Origin of the sequence: Pseudomonas graminis, from assembly GCF_013201545.1 — a bacterium.
Taxonomy (GTDB): Bacteria; Pseudomonadota; Gammaproteobacteria; order Pseudomonadales; family Pseudomonadaceae; genus Aquipseudomonas.
Genome location: NZ_CP053746.1, coordinates 572,573 through 586,901, shown reverse-complemented (window position 1 = coordinate 586,901; position 14,329 = coordinate 572,573). Strand labels below are relative to the sequence as shown.

General features: G+C 61.0%; 13 protein-coding genes. 3 read left to right on the top strand and 10 right to left on the bottom strand.

All coding sequences use genetic code 11. From position 1 onward, the window contains the following. Positions 1 to 9: 9 nt before the first annotated feature. On the bottom strand, positions 10 to 1,176 hold the full coding sequence (locus tag FX982_RS02680; RefSeq protein ID WP_172609553.1) for an efflux RND transporter periplasmic adaptor subunit: 1,167 nt from the start codon (positions 1,174 to 1,176) through the stop codon (positions 10 to 12). A gap of 221 nt (positions 1,177 to 1,397) precedes the next feature. Here FX982_RS02680 and FX982_RS02675 point away from each other — a divergent pair, with 221 nt between their 5' ends. Both FX982_RS02675 and FX982_RS02670 read left to right on the top strand, forming a co-directional pair. Then, positions 1,398 to 1,853 (top strand): hypothetical protein, encoded by a 456-nt coding sequence (locus tag FX982_RS02675; RefSeq protein WP_172609552.1) that lies wholly within the window; start codon positions 1,398 to 1,400, stop codon positions 1,851 to 1,853. Between the two features lie 350 nt (positions 1,854 to 2,203). After that, positions 2,204 to 2,881: a hypothetical protein gene (locus FX982_RS02670; protein ID WP_172609551.1), complete on the top strand. Its 678-nt coding sequence runs from the start codon at positions 2,204 to 2,206 to the stop codon at positions 2,879 to 2,881. Positions 2,882 to 2,930: 49 nt separating this feature from the next. On the opposite strand, the gene FX982_RS02665 is transcribed toward FX982_RS02670, so the two are convergent. The 9 genes from FX982_RS02665 to FX982_RS02625 all read right to left on the bottom strand — a co-directional run bounded on the left by FX982_RS02665 (position 2,931) and on the right by FX982_RS02625 (position 13,267). Continuing rightward, positions 2,931 to 4,028: a DUF1513 domain-containing protein gene (locus FX982_RS02665; RefSeq protein ID WP_172609550.1), complete on the bottom strand. Its 1,098-nt coding sequence runs from the start codon at positions 4,026 to 4,028 to the stop codon at positions 2,931 to 2,933. Between the two features lies 1 nt (position 4,029). Next, positions 4,030 to 5,094 (bottom strand): imelysin family protein, encoded by a 1,065-nt coding sequence (locus tag FX982_RS02660; protein WP_172609549.1) that lies wholly within the window; start codon positions 5,092 to 5,094, stop codon positions 4,030 to 4,032. 27 nt (positions 5,095 to 5,121) lie between these two features. Further along, positions 5,122 to 6,549 carry a di-heme oxidoreductase family protein gene (locus tag FX982_RS02655; protein ID WP_172609548.1) on the bottom strand — a complete coding sequence of 476 codons (1,428 nt, stop codon included), beginning with the start codon at positions 6,547 to 6,549 and terminating at the stop codon, positions 5,122 to 5,124. A gap of 138 nt (positions 6,550 to 6,687) precedes the next feature. Then, positions 6,688 to 7,227 (bottom strand): AP2/ERF family transcription factor, encoded by a 540-nt coding sequence (locus FX982_RS02650; RefSeq protein ID WP_163021986.1) that lies wholly within the window; start codon positions 7,225 to 7,227, stop codon positions 6,688 to 6,690. 267 nt (positions 7,228 to 7,494) lie between these two features. Beyond that, positions 7,495 to 8,850: an imelysin family protein gene (locus tag FX982_RS02645; RefSeq protein ID WP_172609547.1), complete on the bottom strand. Its 1,356-nt coding sequence runs from the start codon at positions 8,848 to 8,850 to the stop codon at positions 7,495 to 7,497. Positions 8,851 to 9,066: 216 nt separating this feature from the next. Continuing rightward, complete coding sequence (locus FX982_RS02640) at positions 9,067 to 11,118, bottom strand: putative bifunctional diguanylate cyclase/phosphodiesterase (RefSeq protein ID WP_172609546.1); 2,052 nt, start codon at positions 11,116 to 11,118, stop codon at positions 9,067 to 9,069. 311 nt (positions 11,119 to 11,429) lie between these two features. Continuing rightward, positions 11,430 to 12,026 (bottom strand): superoxide dismutase, encoded by a 597-nt coding sequence (locus tag FX982_RS02635; RefSeq protein WP_065992213.1) that lies wholly within the window; start codon positions 12,024 to 12,026, stop codon positions 11,430 to 11,432. A 203-nt stretch (positions 12,027 to 12,229) separates the two neighbouring features. Further along, positions 12,230 to 12,832, bottom strand: a complete 603-nt coding sequence (locus tag FX982_RS02630) for a LysE/ArgO family amino acid transporter (protein ID WP_172609545.1) — start codon at positions 12,830 to 12,832, stop codon at positions 12,230 to 12,232. A 36-nt stretch (positions 12,833 to 12,868) separates the two neighbouring features. Beyond that, positions 12,869 to 13,267 carry an ACT domain-containing protein gene (locus FX982_RS02625; RefSeq protein ID WP_172609544.1) on the bottom strand — a complete coding sequence of 133 codons (399 nt, stop codon included), beginning with the start codon at positions 13,265 to 13,267 and terminating at the stop codon, positions 12,869 to 12,871. A 106-nt stretch (positions 13,268 to 13,373) separates the two neighbouring features. Between FX982_RS02625 and FX982_RS02620 the strand changes: the two genes are divergently transcribed. Further along, positions 13,374 to 14,273 carry a LysR family transcriptional regulator ArgP gene (locus FX982_RS02620; protein ID WP_172609543.1) on the top strand — a complete coding sequence of 300 codons (900 nt, stop codon included), beginning with the start codon at positions 13,374 to 13,376 and terminating at the stop codon, positions 14,271 to 14,273. Positions 14,274 to 14,329 lie beyond the last annotated feature (56 nt).

Genomic DNA, 14,329 nt, shown 5'->3' with positions numbered 1-14,329 from the left:
ATTCCTTGATCAGTCCGCTTTGGGCTGGCTGTTCTGCGCCGCCGGGGTGGCGTGCGACGGAGTTGCCGGGTCGACCACGATGGCGACGGCGGCGCCGTTATCCAGTTTGAGCTGGCCGCCGGTGACGACCCGTTCGCCGGCTTTCAATCCTTTGCTGATGATCACCAGGCCGCCGCGACGCTCGCCGGTTTCGACAAAGCGCCGCTCGACCATGAGCTGAGGCTCGCCCTTGCTGTTGTTTTCCGGCTGGCCGTCGGCGGTCTTTTTCGGCACGACGACGTACACCGAATTGCCGTACAGCGTGTAAGTGATGGTGCTTTCCGGCAGCACCAACTGCGGTGTGTCCTGCCCGAGCAGCACTTGCAGGCTGGTGAACATGCCGGGCAGCAGCTGGCTGTCGGGGTTGGGCAGGGTGGCGCGAATCAGCACATTGCGGGTGGTGTCTTCGACCTTGGGGTTGATGGCGCTGATGCGTGCAGTGAAGACGCGTTCGGGGTAGGCCGCGACGCTCACCTGCACCTCTTGGCCGAGGGCCAGTTTCGGCAGCATCTGCTCCGGCACGAAGAAGTCGGCGTACAGACGGGTCAAGTCCTGAAGGGTGGCGATCACTGTGCCGCTGGCAAGGTAGTCGCCCACGTCAACCTGACGAATGCCGATGGTGCCGCTGAAGGGCGCGAGGATGCGCTTCTTAGCCAGGGAGGCGTTCAATTGCGCGACGGTGGCAGCGGCCTTCTTCTGGGTGGCGGCGAGCTTGTCGAAGTCGCCGCGGGAGATGGCGGATTCGCCCACCAGTTTGCTGCCGCGGCCGTACTCCACCTGTGCTAGACCGAGGTCCGCTTCGGCGGTCCCAAGCAGGGCCTTTTCCACATCGCTGTCGAGTTGCAGGAGCGGCTGACCGACCTTGACCTTCTGGCCGGATTCGAACTGCACGGCCTTGACCGTGCCCGCGATTTCCAGCGACAGGTCCACGCCCTGGAAGGCCTTGAGCGTGCCGATGGCCGGCAGACGATTCTGCCACTGGCGCGCCTCGACAACCGCCACCGCGACGTTGGTCGGCGGCTTCGGCGCCGTGAATTGCTGGATCTGCTGATAGACCGAAAACGCCTTGTACCCACCCAGGGCCAGCACCACGATCAGGACAATACCCAACATGATCAACATGCGGCGACGCAACATATTCCACTTCCTTGGAAAACCGACGAATCAGGCGAGCACGTTAGTCGTGTCGGGGTTTAGTTGCCAGTGGCGGTGATTGATTTTGAGAGCGCTTCCCGCGAACTGTAGGAGCTCGCGTGCCCGCTCCGGCAGCACCGTTGATAAATGTGGTGCCCTGAATCTGGATTCGTGTAGGGCGATTCCGGATCTTCGTTAGGACGCGTCCCCTTCGTGTTTTCCGTATGGAGTCGCACTTTCAAATCACGCATCTTCACCCGCTTTGGCGCGCAGCGGACTTGCCGCCTGCCGCGATGCACGACTACCCGAAGCAACTTCATGCTTTCAACGAGGAAGGATCCGTCCATGATTACCACTACCTGCGAATCGGGCAGTTGTGCGACGGGCTGCCGGTTGTCAGGCCTGAATTGTCGAAGCGCAAGCCATTGCCTGCTTACCATTTTCCAGATGCAAGCTTCTCGGGTTTCACCGCGCCTTACGACGCTCTCGACCGACGGCATGTATTAGAGGTCTGCCCGTTTCGGGCGTGGTCACTGGTGCTGCACAAGCAGAAAAGGTACAGCTTGGCGAATGCCTACAACCTGGGGCTGATGAGCATTCTGTCGTACAGCAATGAAGACAAAACGCGGCACGGCGCCCCTGCAGAGTTTTTTGCGCGGCAGTGTCTGGACATGTCATGAACGCCGCGGGTTTGGGATGGGGGGAAGAACTGGCCCTGTGTCGTCGCCGACGTCCCTTTTGATGACCGATATGAGCCTTGCGAAGTGTTGAACAGTACCAAAGTAGCCATTCCTCAGGGCGATACTCAACTCTTCTACGTCCGTCTGTGCTGCACTGGAAGTGACACGGCAAGCAGAAGGCGGCCCCGAAGCTTTGTTGCGTCTTGATGCGAGTGTCAGTACATCAGGGGCATGGAATGTTTAGTTTTGCTTCATGTTCAAGAACTACCGTGGCCTGTCTTCTGATATTCGGTTCCGTGGGTGGCTGCGCGAAAGACCTCAGCTTTTCTCCCACCCCGGGAGGCGAGAAGGTGACTATTACGGTCAAGGTGCCCAAGGACCTGATAACTGACTCAATGCATGTCATGTACCGGTCCTCAATCTGTAAACGCATTGCGCACGACAGTAACGGGCGTCCCGAACCGCTTGATGGATACAACGGGTATGAGATGGAGCTCAAGCGTGCAGGAAATGACGACACCTTTACCGCACAGTTATTTGTTGACGGTGGTGGTCCATGCGAGTGGCATTTAAGCAACGTAAGGTTCGGCGTTTCGTACCCTGTGCCCAATGTCTTGGGGGAGGACGTAATAGAGGGGGCAGGTGGGAACATCATTGTGGTGTTCGATCACAATAATCCTCAACTTCAAACGGGCTATTCCTGGACGGCAGAGGGGCCTGATCTGAATGTTGTGAAAGATTACTATCCATGGATACACGAAAGTTACATTCGGGGGCATCAGAAGTGGGCCATGCTTGCCGATGAGGAAGGAGGTACGTTTACCTACGAGGCACGTCAAGCTCGAAACATATATTTCGAGCCCGTACTGCATAGAGACTATGTGGTGCGATCGGCGGAGCCCAAAAAACACAAAAGGGGTGATTACATCACTTTCGTTTATCCCGATGGAACGAAGCAGTTCGACGGGCGAGCGGTGCCTGACTTTGAAAAGATGCAGAAGGTTCGCCTGGGGGGCGACGGCAAATGAATGAGGTTTCTCATTGCACAGCCGCCGCCTGGCCGCCGCATATCCCCAATCAAACCAAATGCAAATGGTTGTCCCACAACCCCGCTGGCAGCTCCAGCGGCTTGGCGACCAGCGCTGTCTCGCGGCAATCATAGAATCGGCAGCGGCCCTGGCCTGAGGTGACGACGAAGCCGTCCGCCACGGCGCCCACCCCGGCGCAATCAGGCAGCGGTGCGTCGAGCTTCAGCGCGCCGCTGTCCAGGTCCCAGATGAAGAAGCGGTTGCCCCTCGGCGCGGTCAGCGCCACCAGCCGCAGGTCGTTATGAATGGCAACGCTGGCGGTGTAATGCGCCATGGCCTGCAACTGCTGCTCCGCCACCGGAAAGGCCTGGAACGGCTGGCCCGGTCGCTTGATGGCGAGCAGCTCGGCGGATTCGTGGGAAGGCCCCATGAACTGCTGCCCCGCCACGATGGTGCCGTCGCTGGCGATCGCCATATGCCGCACGCTGTTCATCTGCTGCGACAACGACTCTTTGCTCAGCAGCGTGCCGTCGCGCTGCATCAGCACCAAGCTCGGTTCCATGGCATCGAGGTTCATTTCGACGCGGCTCTCGGCCTCGGTGCGAATGCCGCCGTTGGCGACTGCGACGGTCTCGCCATCCGGCATCCATGACACCTGATGCGGTCCTACGCCATGGGTGGAAATTTCCCCGGAGCGTTGCAGCCGCTGATCAACGAATCGATACACGCCCAACAGCCCTCGGCCCGGTTCTGTCGTGTCGTTTTCGGTGGCGTACAGCCATTCGCCGTCTTTGTGAATGACCGCGTGGCCGTAGAAGTGTCGGTGGGGTTGCGAGGTGATGGTTTGCAGCAGACGACCGTCGCGCAGGTCGATCAGGTAACTCTCGGTCCCCGGCCGGCGCGCGACGAACAGCGCGATCGGCAGGTTCGGGTGATTGATGATGTCGTGACAGCGCTGGGCAACGGCGGTGGCAAACACTTGCGTGCCGTCGACGCGATAACCCACGGCGAAGTGCTGGCCGTTGCCGTCGTCCCGCGCGGACAACAGCAGCGGGCTTTCGCCTTTTTTCGCGAACAGCGTCCAGCCGCCAAACGTGACGGCGCTGAGCAGCAGGCTGCCCAGACCCAGAGCCTGACGTCGCAACATATCAGTCACCATCATTGGCGTTGAAGCCCAGTTGAATGCCTAACGCCTTGGCCAGTTCGCCTTCGTGCAGGCGATGAACCACGTTGAGGCTGTCGTAGAAAGCGTTGAGCTGCTGGCGGCCTTCTTCGCTGGCCAGCAGATCGCCGAGCGGCGGTTTCAGCGCGGCCAACTGTCGATTGCTCTCGGCGTAGGCGGCGTCGATCTTGTCGGCCAGAGGCTTCTGCTCCTTGGGCAACAGCCCGCGCAGACCCTTGTTGTCGACGCCGGCCCAGACCGTCTGCGCACTGGCCAGACTCGCCTGCAAGCTGCTGAGCGAGGCTTTGCTGCGCCAGGCTTCGGCCTGAAACGGCTGCGGCACGCCCTTGGTGCCACGGCCGAGCGGGGTGCCGAGCTTTTTCTTCAGCGAGTCCAGTGCGGTCACTTGCACGCGCAGCAACTCGGCAATGGCTTCGTGGGAATCGGCGTAGCGCTGGTTGGGAAACTTGCTCAACTGAGCGAGCATGCCGTCGTTGCTGTTCCAGCTGCTGAGGATGTCTTCGGCCAGCGCTTTCTGACGCTCGCCGATGGCCACCAGCAGCGGGCAGTAGCGGGCTTTCTGCTCGGCATTGGCCATGTCAATGTCGGCGTCGAAGAGGATGTATTCATAGGCCGACAGGCCCTGAACCACCACGCTGGATTTGCTCAGGGCGTCGGCGCTGATCTGTGGCTGTGCGGTCACCAGTTGCTCCACCTGACGACCGACCAGGTTTTTCTTGTCCGGCCAGAACTGAATCTGCCAGGCGCGATTGCCTTCGGCGAGCGGCCCGATCAGCAACGGTTGCAGCTCGGCCCAGGCTTTTTGCGCGTGGAGGAAGTCGGCACGGGCGGTTTCCAGGTCGGATTTTCCCTGGCAGTAGGACAGCGCGCTGATCGCCAGCTGCCGGTCGGCATCGACCCAACGGCTGTAGGTCGGCAGGATGACCTGACTGGCGATGGCGGCAGACGTCACGGCTTGCGGGTCCGACGGCGCGCACGCGCCCAGTGCCAGTGCGGCGAGGCTGGTGAGCAACAACTTGGGGCGGAACATGCCCGACTCCTTATCTTCAGAAATACGTTAGAGAGAATTCAAGAACGCCAGCAGCGCTGCGCGTTGTTCCGCGTCGAAAGCCAGCACCTGACGTTGCGCCGGCAGTGCCTCGCCACCGTGCCAGAGTACGGCCTCCATCAGGTTGCGGGCGCGGCCGTCGTGCAGAAACTGCGTGTGGCCGCTGACAGTCTGGGTCAGGCCGATGCCCCACAACGGCGGGGTGCGCCACTGCTGGCCGCTGGCCTGAAATTCGCTGAGATTGTCGGCCAGGCCTTCGCCCATGTCATGCAGCAACAGATCGGTGTAAGGACGGATGACCTGATTCGCCAGCTCAGGCTCGGCGGCGTCAGCGGAGGTAGTGAATTGCGGCGTGTGGCACTGCTGGCAGCCGGCCTTGAAGAACAGGCTCTTGCCCGCCAGCACCTGCGGCTCAGCCACATCGCGACGCACCGGAACGCCGAGGTTGCGGGTGTAGAAGGTTATCAAGCGCAGGATGTTGTCGCTGACCTCCGGCTCACCGTTCGGACCATTGCCATTGGGCGCAGCGAGGCATGCGGTCTGTGACGGTGTGCAGTCGTCGACCGGCATCAGGGTGGACGTCAGTCCCATGTCCCCTGCCAGCGCGTGGGCATTCTGCTGTTTGATGCCGGGTTGCGAAGCTTTCCAGCCGAAACGGCCGAGGACGGATTTCTGCTGTTCATCGTCCCAGACCCAGTTGGGTTTACCGGTGATGCCGGTGCCCTTTTCATCGTTCGGGTTGGCGTTGGCCAGAATCGCCGCCTGTGGGATGGCTTCCAGAAGGCCCAGACCAATCATCGGCGGGGCAATGCGCGCAGAGGCTCGCGTCTGCGGGTGCATCGGGCCGTAACCGGGTTGGGTGATCTGCAGGGTAGGGCGGCGTAGATGCACCGGAGTGCCGTCGCGAAAATGCACGGTCATCGAATCGTAATCGACCCGAACCTTCCCCTCGGGCGTGACGCCGGGGATGGCCATGTCCTGGAGTTGCTTGCCGTATACAGGCTCTGGGGTAAGGCCCAGCCGCTTGATGTCCTCGACGAACGCCGGATCGTCGGGAATCGACAGGCGCACCAGCATCGACACGGCGTTGTCGGCGCCAGGCTCGGGCGGGTGGCCGCGGCCGTCCTTGATGTGGCAGTTCTGGCAGGCGTTAGTGTTGAACAGCGGGCCCAGGCCGTCGCGGGCAGTGGTAGTCGACGGCGCAATCACCCAGGGGTTGCGAAAGAAGCTGTTGCCGACGCTGAAGTCCAGCCGCCGGACAGGCGACAGGTTGGCTGAAGGCAGGGAAAACGCATTGCGGTCGCTTTTGTTGACGGTGGTGGCGCCGCCAGAGCGCGACTCGCCCGGTTCGGCGGCGGTGAAACGCGGGGCGTCATCGCACCCGCTCATGGCGAGGGCCATCAGCAGGAGAGACGAAGGACGGAACCACGCAGTCATACAGGTCCTGCAAAGGGGGGAAATCGGGGCGAGCAAGCTTACCAGCCCCGAGTTTGATGAATAAGAGGGATTAGCGTTTGCACGCCCTCTCGTAACGTGTTGTTACCAAATCATCCGCGAGTGACGGGCCCGCAAAACTCATGCGCCGGCGATCTCCAGCGCCGGGTTTTCCACAAGCAGTTGCATGAGACGCCGCTCGCCCTCGACCACCTTGAATGACCGGTAATCGCCGATGCCGTCGAGCTGCCGCTCGCGCTCGCGGATCGCCAGCTCCTTGGCCCTCTCGTACCCGTAGTGCTCGACCCTGAACGACTTGGTGACGCTGCTGCCGTTGCGCAGCGTGGTCCGCGCCACCCAATAGGCGATGCCGGTATAGCAGCGGTAATGCACCCCCGGATAGCCGCTGGTGTTGGTGGCGATGATGCGCTGGCGGATGTCGCGGCTGAGCTTGGGCAGGTGAGCCAGCAGCAATTGGTCACGGCACGCGTCGGCGGCTTTTCGTGCCGGATCACGGCCGCCATAGCGGGAGAAGGAAAACAGTCGGTTGAAGGTTCTGCCGTCGCGGTAGATCGTCACCTTCCAGGCGCGCGGCCCCTTGACGCCGACCAGCAGGTGGATACCGTAATCGTTGGCTTTGAGCTTGCTGACGCGGCGCCTTTTATTGTTTCTCTTGGGCACTTTCTGTCTCCTCCTGGATAGGGTGGGGTCAAGGAAGTGCGCATGATCGGCGGCGGGGGAGGCGTGTTCAATCCGACAAGGACCGAACAGGAAATGCCCTACAAAGCTTACAGACCGGTCCCCGGATAAGGCCCGTTTTGGTGGTGTTTGAAGCGTCGATTGACGAAAAAAATGCCGGCCCGTGGTCGGGTCGGCATTCGTTTGCAACGGGACCGACTTCAGCCGGGAAGGCGCGGCCTTGCCGATTTGAAGCGGACGTGAAGCGGATCAGAACTCGTGGTCGGCGTTGTCCGGGTTCAGATCAGTGATGCCCAACTTGCCGGCCGCTTGCTCAATGGCCCCGGTCTGTTTGACCAGCGCGGCGATGGCGTCGCGCACGACCTGGTTGCCTGCCGTATTGCCCGCCGCGATGAGCTGGTCGAAATGCTCGCCCTTGTTGGCGTGGTCGACGATGACCTGCAGCTTTGCCTGGGTCGCGTCAAGGTCGGCGCGCACGGTCTGGTCGGTTGCAGCGTCGGCGGTGGCGACCAGCGAGGACAGGCTCGCGCCGCTCACTTTGCTGCCGTCGACGCGGGTGTATTCACCCAGGTAGACGTTGCGGATGCCCAGGCCATTGTAGAAGTGCGAGTTGTGGGTGTTGTCGCTGAAGCAATCGTGCTCGTCTTCGCTGGAATTGGCCTCCAACGCGACTTTCATGCGCTCGCCCGCCAGTTCACCGAGCGACAGGCTGCCCATGCCGAACAGCATTTTGCGCAGCCCGCTCTCGGCGGACTCCGCTTCCAGCGTGGCGCGGTAGTTGTCGGCGACGCCCGGTTTCCAGTTGTTGACCATTTCTTCGAGGTCGCTGACCAGCAGGTCAGTGGCGGCCTTCAGATAAGCGCGACGGCGGTCGTTGTGGCCGCCGGTGCCGCCCTGGCCTTCAATGTAGTCGCTGGCCGGACGCTCGCCGGCGCCCGGATTGGTGCCATGCAGGTCCTGACCCCAGAGCAGGAATTCGATGGCGTGATAACCGGTGGCCACGTTTGCTTCCGAACCACCGAGCTCGTTCAGGCTGGCCAGTTTTTCAGGGGTGATTTCGCTGACGTCGACTTTGTCCTCGCCCACTTGCACTGATTTGTTGGCGATGATGTTGGCGGTGGCACCCGGGTTACCCAGTGCGTGCTGGTAATCCTTGGCGACGTAATCGATCAGGCCCTCATCCAGCGGCCATGCGTTCACCTGACCTTCCCAGTCGTCGATGATGGTGTTGCCGAAGCGGAATACTTCGCTCTGCATGTACGGCACGCGCGCTGCTACCCAGGCTGCACGCGCTGCTTTCAGGGTCTGGTCATTGGGTGTGGCGAGGAAAGCGTCGACTGCCGTGCTGAGCTTTTTGGCAGTGGATTCGGCGTCGCTGAAAACGGCAAATACGATATTGGCGTAGTTGGCGACTACTGCTCTGGTGGCGGTTTCGTTGGGCTGGGCAGGTGCAGCGGCGGCGGTTGGCGCTGGAGCCGGGGCGGCAGCGGCGGCAGGTGCGGGGGCAGGCGCTGCAGCGGCGGGCTTGTCCTTGCCTTGATCACAACCGGCCAGAGCAATAGCGACAGCCAGCAGACTTGCGGTTGCCAGGGGCATACGAATCATGACGGAATCCTGCATCGAGAAGAGGTGTGAACGGTGGCGAACGCCAGAAAAATGCTGCGACATAATGCGAAAGATTTGCATTCTGTGTAAAGGCCATTAGCCCAGGCAGGCGGGGGGAGATATTTCAAGCTGTTTCAAGAAAGGGTCCGGCCGGGGCCCAAGCGTGAATGGCGGTGATCTGCGCAACGCCTGCTTTCGTGCCGGGGGGCAGGCGTGCTACAGCGCCTCGCTGTGGGTCCGTTGCGCCTGTTTCAGGTAAACCAGTAACTCCCGCGCTGGCAGAGGCTTGCTGTAGAAGTAGCCCTGGCCTTCGTGACAACCCTCGGAAATGATGTAGGCCTCTTGCTCGGCGGTCTCTACGCCTTCGGCGATCACCTGCATGCCCAGACTTTTGCCGAGCTGAATGATGGCGCGCACGATCGTCGCGTCGTCATCGTCGTCGAGCAGGTCCTGCACGAAGCTCTTGTCGATCTTGATCTTGTCCAGCGGCAGGCTTTTCAGATAACTCAGCGATGAATAACCGGTCCCAAAGTCATCGATGGCGATCAGCGCCCCGGAGCGGCGCAGGCTCAACAGGTGCTGCGCGGCGGTGGTGATGTCTTCCATCAGACCGGTTTCCGTGACTTCCAGCTCCAGACTGCGGGGTGGCAGGCGGTAGATTTGCAGCAAGTTGTTCACCACCCGCGGCAATTCGGCGTGGTGCAGTTGCACCGTGGACAGGTTCACCGCCATGCGCAGGTCGGTGAAGCCCTGATCGTGCCACTCGCGCAGCTGTTTGCAGGCCTGATCCAGTACCCATTCACCAATGGCGATAATGGTGCCGTTCTGCTCGGCCAACGGAATGAACTGATCCGGCGGCACGAAGCCATGCTCCGGGTGAATCCAGCGGATCAGCGCCTCGACCCCCACTACGCTGTGGTCGCGATAGCTGATCTGCGGCTGATAGACCAAGTGAAACTGCTCGCGGGCCAAGGCTTCACGCAGGTCTTTTTCCAGCTCGCGACGACGACGCATCTCGCTGTCGACGCTGGCGATATAAAACTGGTAGCGGTTACGCGAGCGTGTCTTGGCCAGCGTCATGGTCTGTTCGGCTTTCTGCAGCAGCTTCTCGGTGCTGTCGCCATCTTCGGGGAACAGCGTGATGCCGATGGTGGCGCGCAGACGAATCTCTTGCTGATCGACGGCGAAGGGCGCTTCCAGGTCGTCGAGAATATTCTGCGCCAGCTCGGCGGCTTCATAGGGCTGTTCGATATCGGCCTGAACCAGCGCGAACTGGTCGCCGCCCAGACGGGCAAGGGCGCCGAGGCGGCCGCTGTGGCTGCGCAGGCGATCGGCGAGGGCCAGCAGCAACTGATCGCCGGCCTGATAACTGAATTGTTCGTTGATGCCTTTGAAGTCATCCAGCCCGACGCACAACACCGCGACGCGATGCTGCACTTTTCCGGAATCGACGAGGATCTTGTCCAGTTGCTTCTGCAGTTGCAGCCGGTTCGGCAGACCGGTGAGGAAATCGTACTGGGCCATCCGCAGCAGGCTGGATTCAGCCTCGTGGCGCAAATTGGTGTTGCGCTCGATGGACGCCAACAGTTGGTTGGCGGTGTTGACCCAGACCCCCAGTTCGTTTTTTTCATGGCCTTTGAGCAACGGCAACTGGTGTTCGCTGGGGCGGTCGGGGTTGATGCTGGTCAGGTGCTCGATGATTTTCGACAGCGGTTTGGTCAGTAGCCAGTGGTAAACCAGGTACAGCACCAGGCCCATCGCCAGCGCGCGCAATACGCCGGAAATGAAAATGATCATCGAGTTGGTGAGGAAGGTTTCGCCGTAGGTGGCGGTGTCGAGGGTGATGCGCAGGTCGCCGTAATATTCGCTGTACGGGCTGCGGCCGACCAGTTGCGTGGTGAAACTGCGTTCCTGGCCCAGGATCAGATCGGTCAGCCAGCGGGTGGGGGTGGTTTCGAGGTCTCGGGATTTCTCGGCGAGCACCGTCTCGTTGGGATGACCGATGGATGCCATCCGCACGGCCTTGTCCTGAAACAGCCCTTCGATGACCTGCATGCCCATTTCCCGGTCCAGGCTATAAACGGCCTGAGTCGACGGATCGCGGAACATGTCGAGGATACGCGCCGCATCCGAGGCAACGGCCTGGCGGGTTTTGTAAGCGTCGTAGACGATCTGTGCGCAACTGAGCACGACCCCGACGATCAGCGCGGACAGCAGCACAACGCGAAGCAGCTTCACCGACAGGCTGTGTTTGAGTTCCAGCTTCAAATGGCCATTCCTTTATCCATGCTGATAGCGGGCTGACTGCGTGCAGGCACTGGCAATGCAGGCATTCGGATCAGGCGCTCCCGGCGTGCGCATGACCCCAGCAATCGGGGAAAACAGTTGATAGGCGGACCACTCAGGCTATCCGTACTGTGTCGGTCATGCGCGGGGAAAACTTGAGCCCAGCCGTTTGAATCAGCACGAAATTTGATATTAGTCCGCTATCGCTTCCAGACAATACATAAACGACAAACAGAAGGCGAAAAAAAACCCGGACGTGCCGGGCTTTTTTTATTCGAGCATTCAAGCGTTCATCAGGCTGTGAAGCTTTTGCCTTCAAACTGCTCGGCAACGAACTTCCAGTTGACCAGGTTCCAGAACGCCTCGACGTACTTCGGACGCAGGTTACGGTAGTCGATGTAGTAAGCGTGTTCCCAGACATCGCAGGTCAGCAGCGGGGTGTCGCCGCTGGTGATCGGGTTGCCGGCGCCGATGGTGCTGGCCAGTGCCAGGGAGCCGTCAGCTTTCTTCACCAGCCAGCCCCAGCCGGAGCCGAAGGTGCCGATGGAAGTCTTGCTGAACTCTTCCTTGAACTTGTCGAAGGAGCCGAAAGCCGCGTTGATTGCGTCCGCCAGAGCGCCAGTCGGTTGGCCGCCGGCGTTTGGCGCCAGGCAGTTCCAGTAGAACGTGTGGTTCCAGACTTGAGCGGCGTTGTTGAAGATACCGCCCGAGGAGGTCTTGACGATTTCTTCCAGAGTCTTGCCTTCGAACTCGGTGCCTGGCACCAGGTTGTTCAGGTTCACGACATAGGTGTTGTGGTGCTTGTCGTGGTGGTATTCCAGAGTTTCCTTGGAGATGTGCGGTGCCAGAGCGTCATGTGCGTAGGGCAGCGGAGGCAATTCAAAAGCCATGGTAATTCTCCTAATCAGGTCAGTTGCGGTTTGCGCAAGGCCGATCACGGGCGGCCAGACAGAACTTACGCCGGCGAGTTTGTACTCTTTGCAGCGCAGGGGCTGGATCATAGCACCGGCCCCTGACCTTAACCACGCAACAACTGTGTGGGATAGAGGTTCCAGAGCGTTGCGCTGAAATGCGCGCCGGCGAGACGAAATGCTCACGCCGTTCTGATCAACTGCACCGCTACGCTGAACATCATTACTGCGACCATCAGGTCCAGCAGACGCCAGGTTGTCGGACGGGCGAGCCATGGGGCCAGCCAGGCGGCGCCGATTGCCAGCGTTGAAAACCACACCACCGAAGCGCTGGCCGCCCCCGCCACGTAGGCGCCGGGCACCGCTTGCTGGGCGCCGAGGGAGCCGATCAGCAGCACCGTGTCGAGATAAACGTGCGGGTTCAGCAAGGTCACCGCCAACGCGGTCAGTAATACAGCGCGTCGTGAGCGCTGGCCGTCGGTGTCGCCCTCGGCGAGGCTCTGCGGCGACAGTGCGCGGCGTAAGGCCATGGCGCCGTACCACAGCAAAAATATCACGCCGCCCCAGCGCGCCACCGCCAGAAGTGTAGGGTTATGGGACAGCACATTGGCAAGGCCGAACACACCGGCCGCCACCAGAATGGCATCGCACACGATGCACAGCAGGGCCACGGAAAGGTGGTGTTCGCGACGCAGACTTTGCGCCAGCACATAGGCGTTCTGAGTGCCGATGGCCATGATCAGCCCGAGGGAAACCAGCAGGCCGTTGAGGTAGCTTTGCCACATGATGTCGGGCCTCGATCAGTTCAGGAATTAGCGGGATCAGGCATTCGTCGCCAGTGCGCGCAAGGTGGCCATGGCTTTTAGCGCGTCGTCCTTACCCACGAAAAGGTGGTCGTGGTAAAAGCCGGCGACCACGTTGCAACTGATGCCCGCCTGGCCCAATGCGCTGGCGAACGCCGCGGTCAGTCCGACTGCCGCGAGCGAGGAATGAACGGTCAGGGTGATCCAGGCCATGACGTAATCGCAGTCAAGGCCCAGTTGCCGCGCCTGATTGCGTTCGAGGATGACGGTCAGGCCTTCGTGTTCGCGAAAGCTGCCGACCACCTCGATGCCTTCCACGCGTTTGCTGTCCGCCACGGTACAGAACACGTATTCACCGTCGTTCAGTTCAGGGTTCATGCTGCGCAATAGCGCGCTGAGGGAGGTTTCGCCAGTCATTGATATTTCGCCATTACTAAGGGACGCATCAGTCAGTGGTGGCGATTGTCGGTTGAACGCGGGTATAAGAAAAACCAATAACGCTCATTCCCCATTAGGGAAACTGATGTTCGACTACAAATTACTTTCCGCGTTGGCGGCCGTGATCGAGCAGTCCGGTTTCGAACGCGCCGCTCAGGTACTCGGCCTTTCCCAGTCAGCCGTGTCCCAGCGCATCAAGCTTCTGGAGGCGCGGGTCGGCCAGCCGGTGCTGGTTCGTGCAACCCCGCCGAGCCCAACGGAGATCGGCCGGCTGTTGCTCAACCATGTTCAACAGGTGCGCTTACTGGAACGCGACCTGCAGAGCGTGGTGCCGGCCCTGGACGAAGGCGGCATGCCTGAACGTTTGCGCATCGCGCTGAACGCCGACAGCCTGGCGACCTGGTGGGCCCTCGCGGTCGGAGACTTTTGTGCAGAGCATCGACTCCTCACCGACCTCGTCGTCGAGGATCAGGATGTCGGCCTCAAACGCATGCGCGCCGGTGAAGTGGCCGCATGTCTGTGTGGCAGTGAACGGCCGGTGGCGGGGGCGCGGAGTTTATTACTCGGCGCCATGCGTTATCGGGCGTTGGCCAGCCCTGACTTCATCGATCGGCATTTCCCACAGGGCGTCACGCCTCAAGCGGTAGCCCGATCGCCCGCGCTGGTGTTCGGCCCGGATGATTTCCTGCAGCACCGCTACCTCGCTTCGCTGGGTGTCGAAGGCGGTTTCGAGCATCATTTGTGTCCTTCGTCCGAAGGTTTCACGCGCATGGTCGAAGCCGGAATGGGGTGGGGGCTGGTGCCGGAATTGCAGGTCCGTGGGCAATTGGCGAGCGGTTTGTTGGTCGAGTTGCTGACCGATCAATGCATTGATGTGCCCTTGTACTGGCATCATTGGCGCAACGGCGGCCGGTTGTTGACGGAGTTGACGGACCATCTGGCGAAAAAAGCGGGGCAGTGGCTGGTGCCGTTGGGGACTGAGTGAACGTCAGTAGTCGACGCAGCAGATTGTAGGATCGGTCGTGGCGCAGCCGCGGCGAT

Bases quoted from the DNA above. Each gene is read 5' to 3' on its own strand.
- FX982_RS02655 (WP_172609548.1), bottom strand. From the start codon at position 6,549: ATGACTGCGTGGTTCCGTCCTTCGTCTCTCCTGCTGATGGCCCTCGCC.
- FX982_RS02665 (WP_172609550.1), bottom strand. From the start codon at position 4,028: ATGTTGCGACGTCAGGCTCTGGGTCTGGGCAGCCTGCTGCTCAGCGCC.
- FX982_RS02625 (WP_172609544.1), bottom strand. From the start codon at position 13,267: ATGACTGGCGAAACCTCCCTCAGCGCGCTATTGCGCAGCATGAACCCT.
- FX982_RS02635 (WP_065992213.1), bottom strand. From the start codon at position 12,026: ATGGCTTTTGAATTGCCTCCGCTGCCCTACGCACATGACGCTCTGGCA.
- FX982_RS02675 (WP_172609552.1), top strand. From the start codon at position 1,398: ATGGAGTCGCACTTTCAAATCACGCATCTTCACCCGCTTTGGCGCGCA.
- FX982_RS02630 (WP_172609545.1), bottom strand. From the start codon at position 12,832: ATGTGGCAAAGCTACCTCAACGGCCTGCTGGTTTCCCTCGGGCTGATC.
- FX982_RS02660 (WP_172609549.1), bottom strand. From the start codon at position 5,094: ATGTTCCGCCCCAAGTTGTTGCTCACCAGCCTCGCCGCACTGGCACTG.
- FX982_RS02680 (WP_172609553.1), bottom strand. From the start codon at position 1,176: ATGTTGCGTCGCCGCATGTTGATCATGTTGGGTATTGTCCTGATCGTG.
- FX982_RS02645 (WP_172609547.1), bottom strand. From the start codon at position 8,850: ATGATTCGTATGCCCCTGGCAACCGCAAGTCTGCTGGCTGTCGCTATT.
- FX982_RS02620 (WP_172609543.1), top strand. From the start codon at position 13,374: ATGTTCGACTACAAATTACTTTCCGCGTTGGCGGCCGTGATCGAGCAG.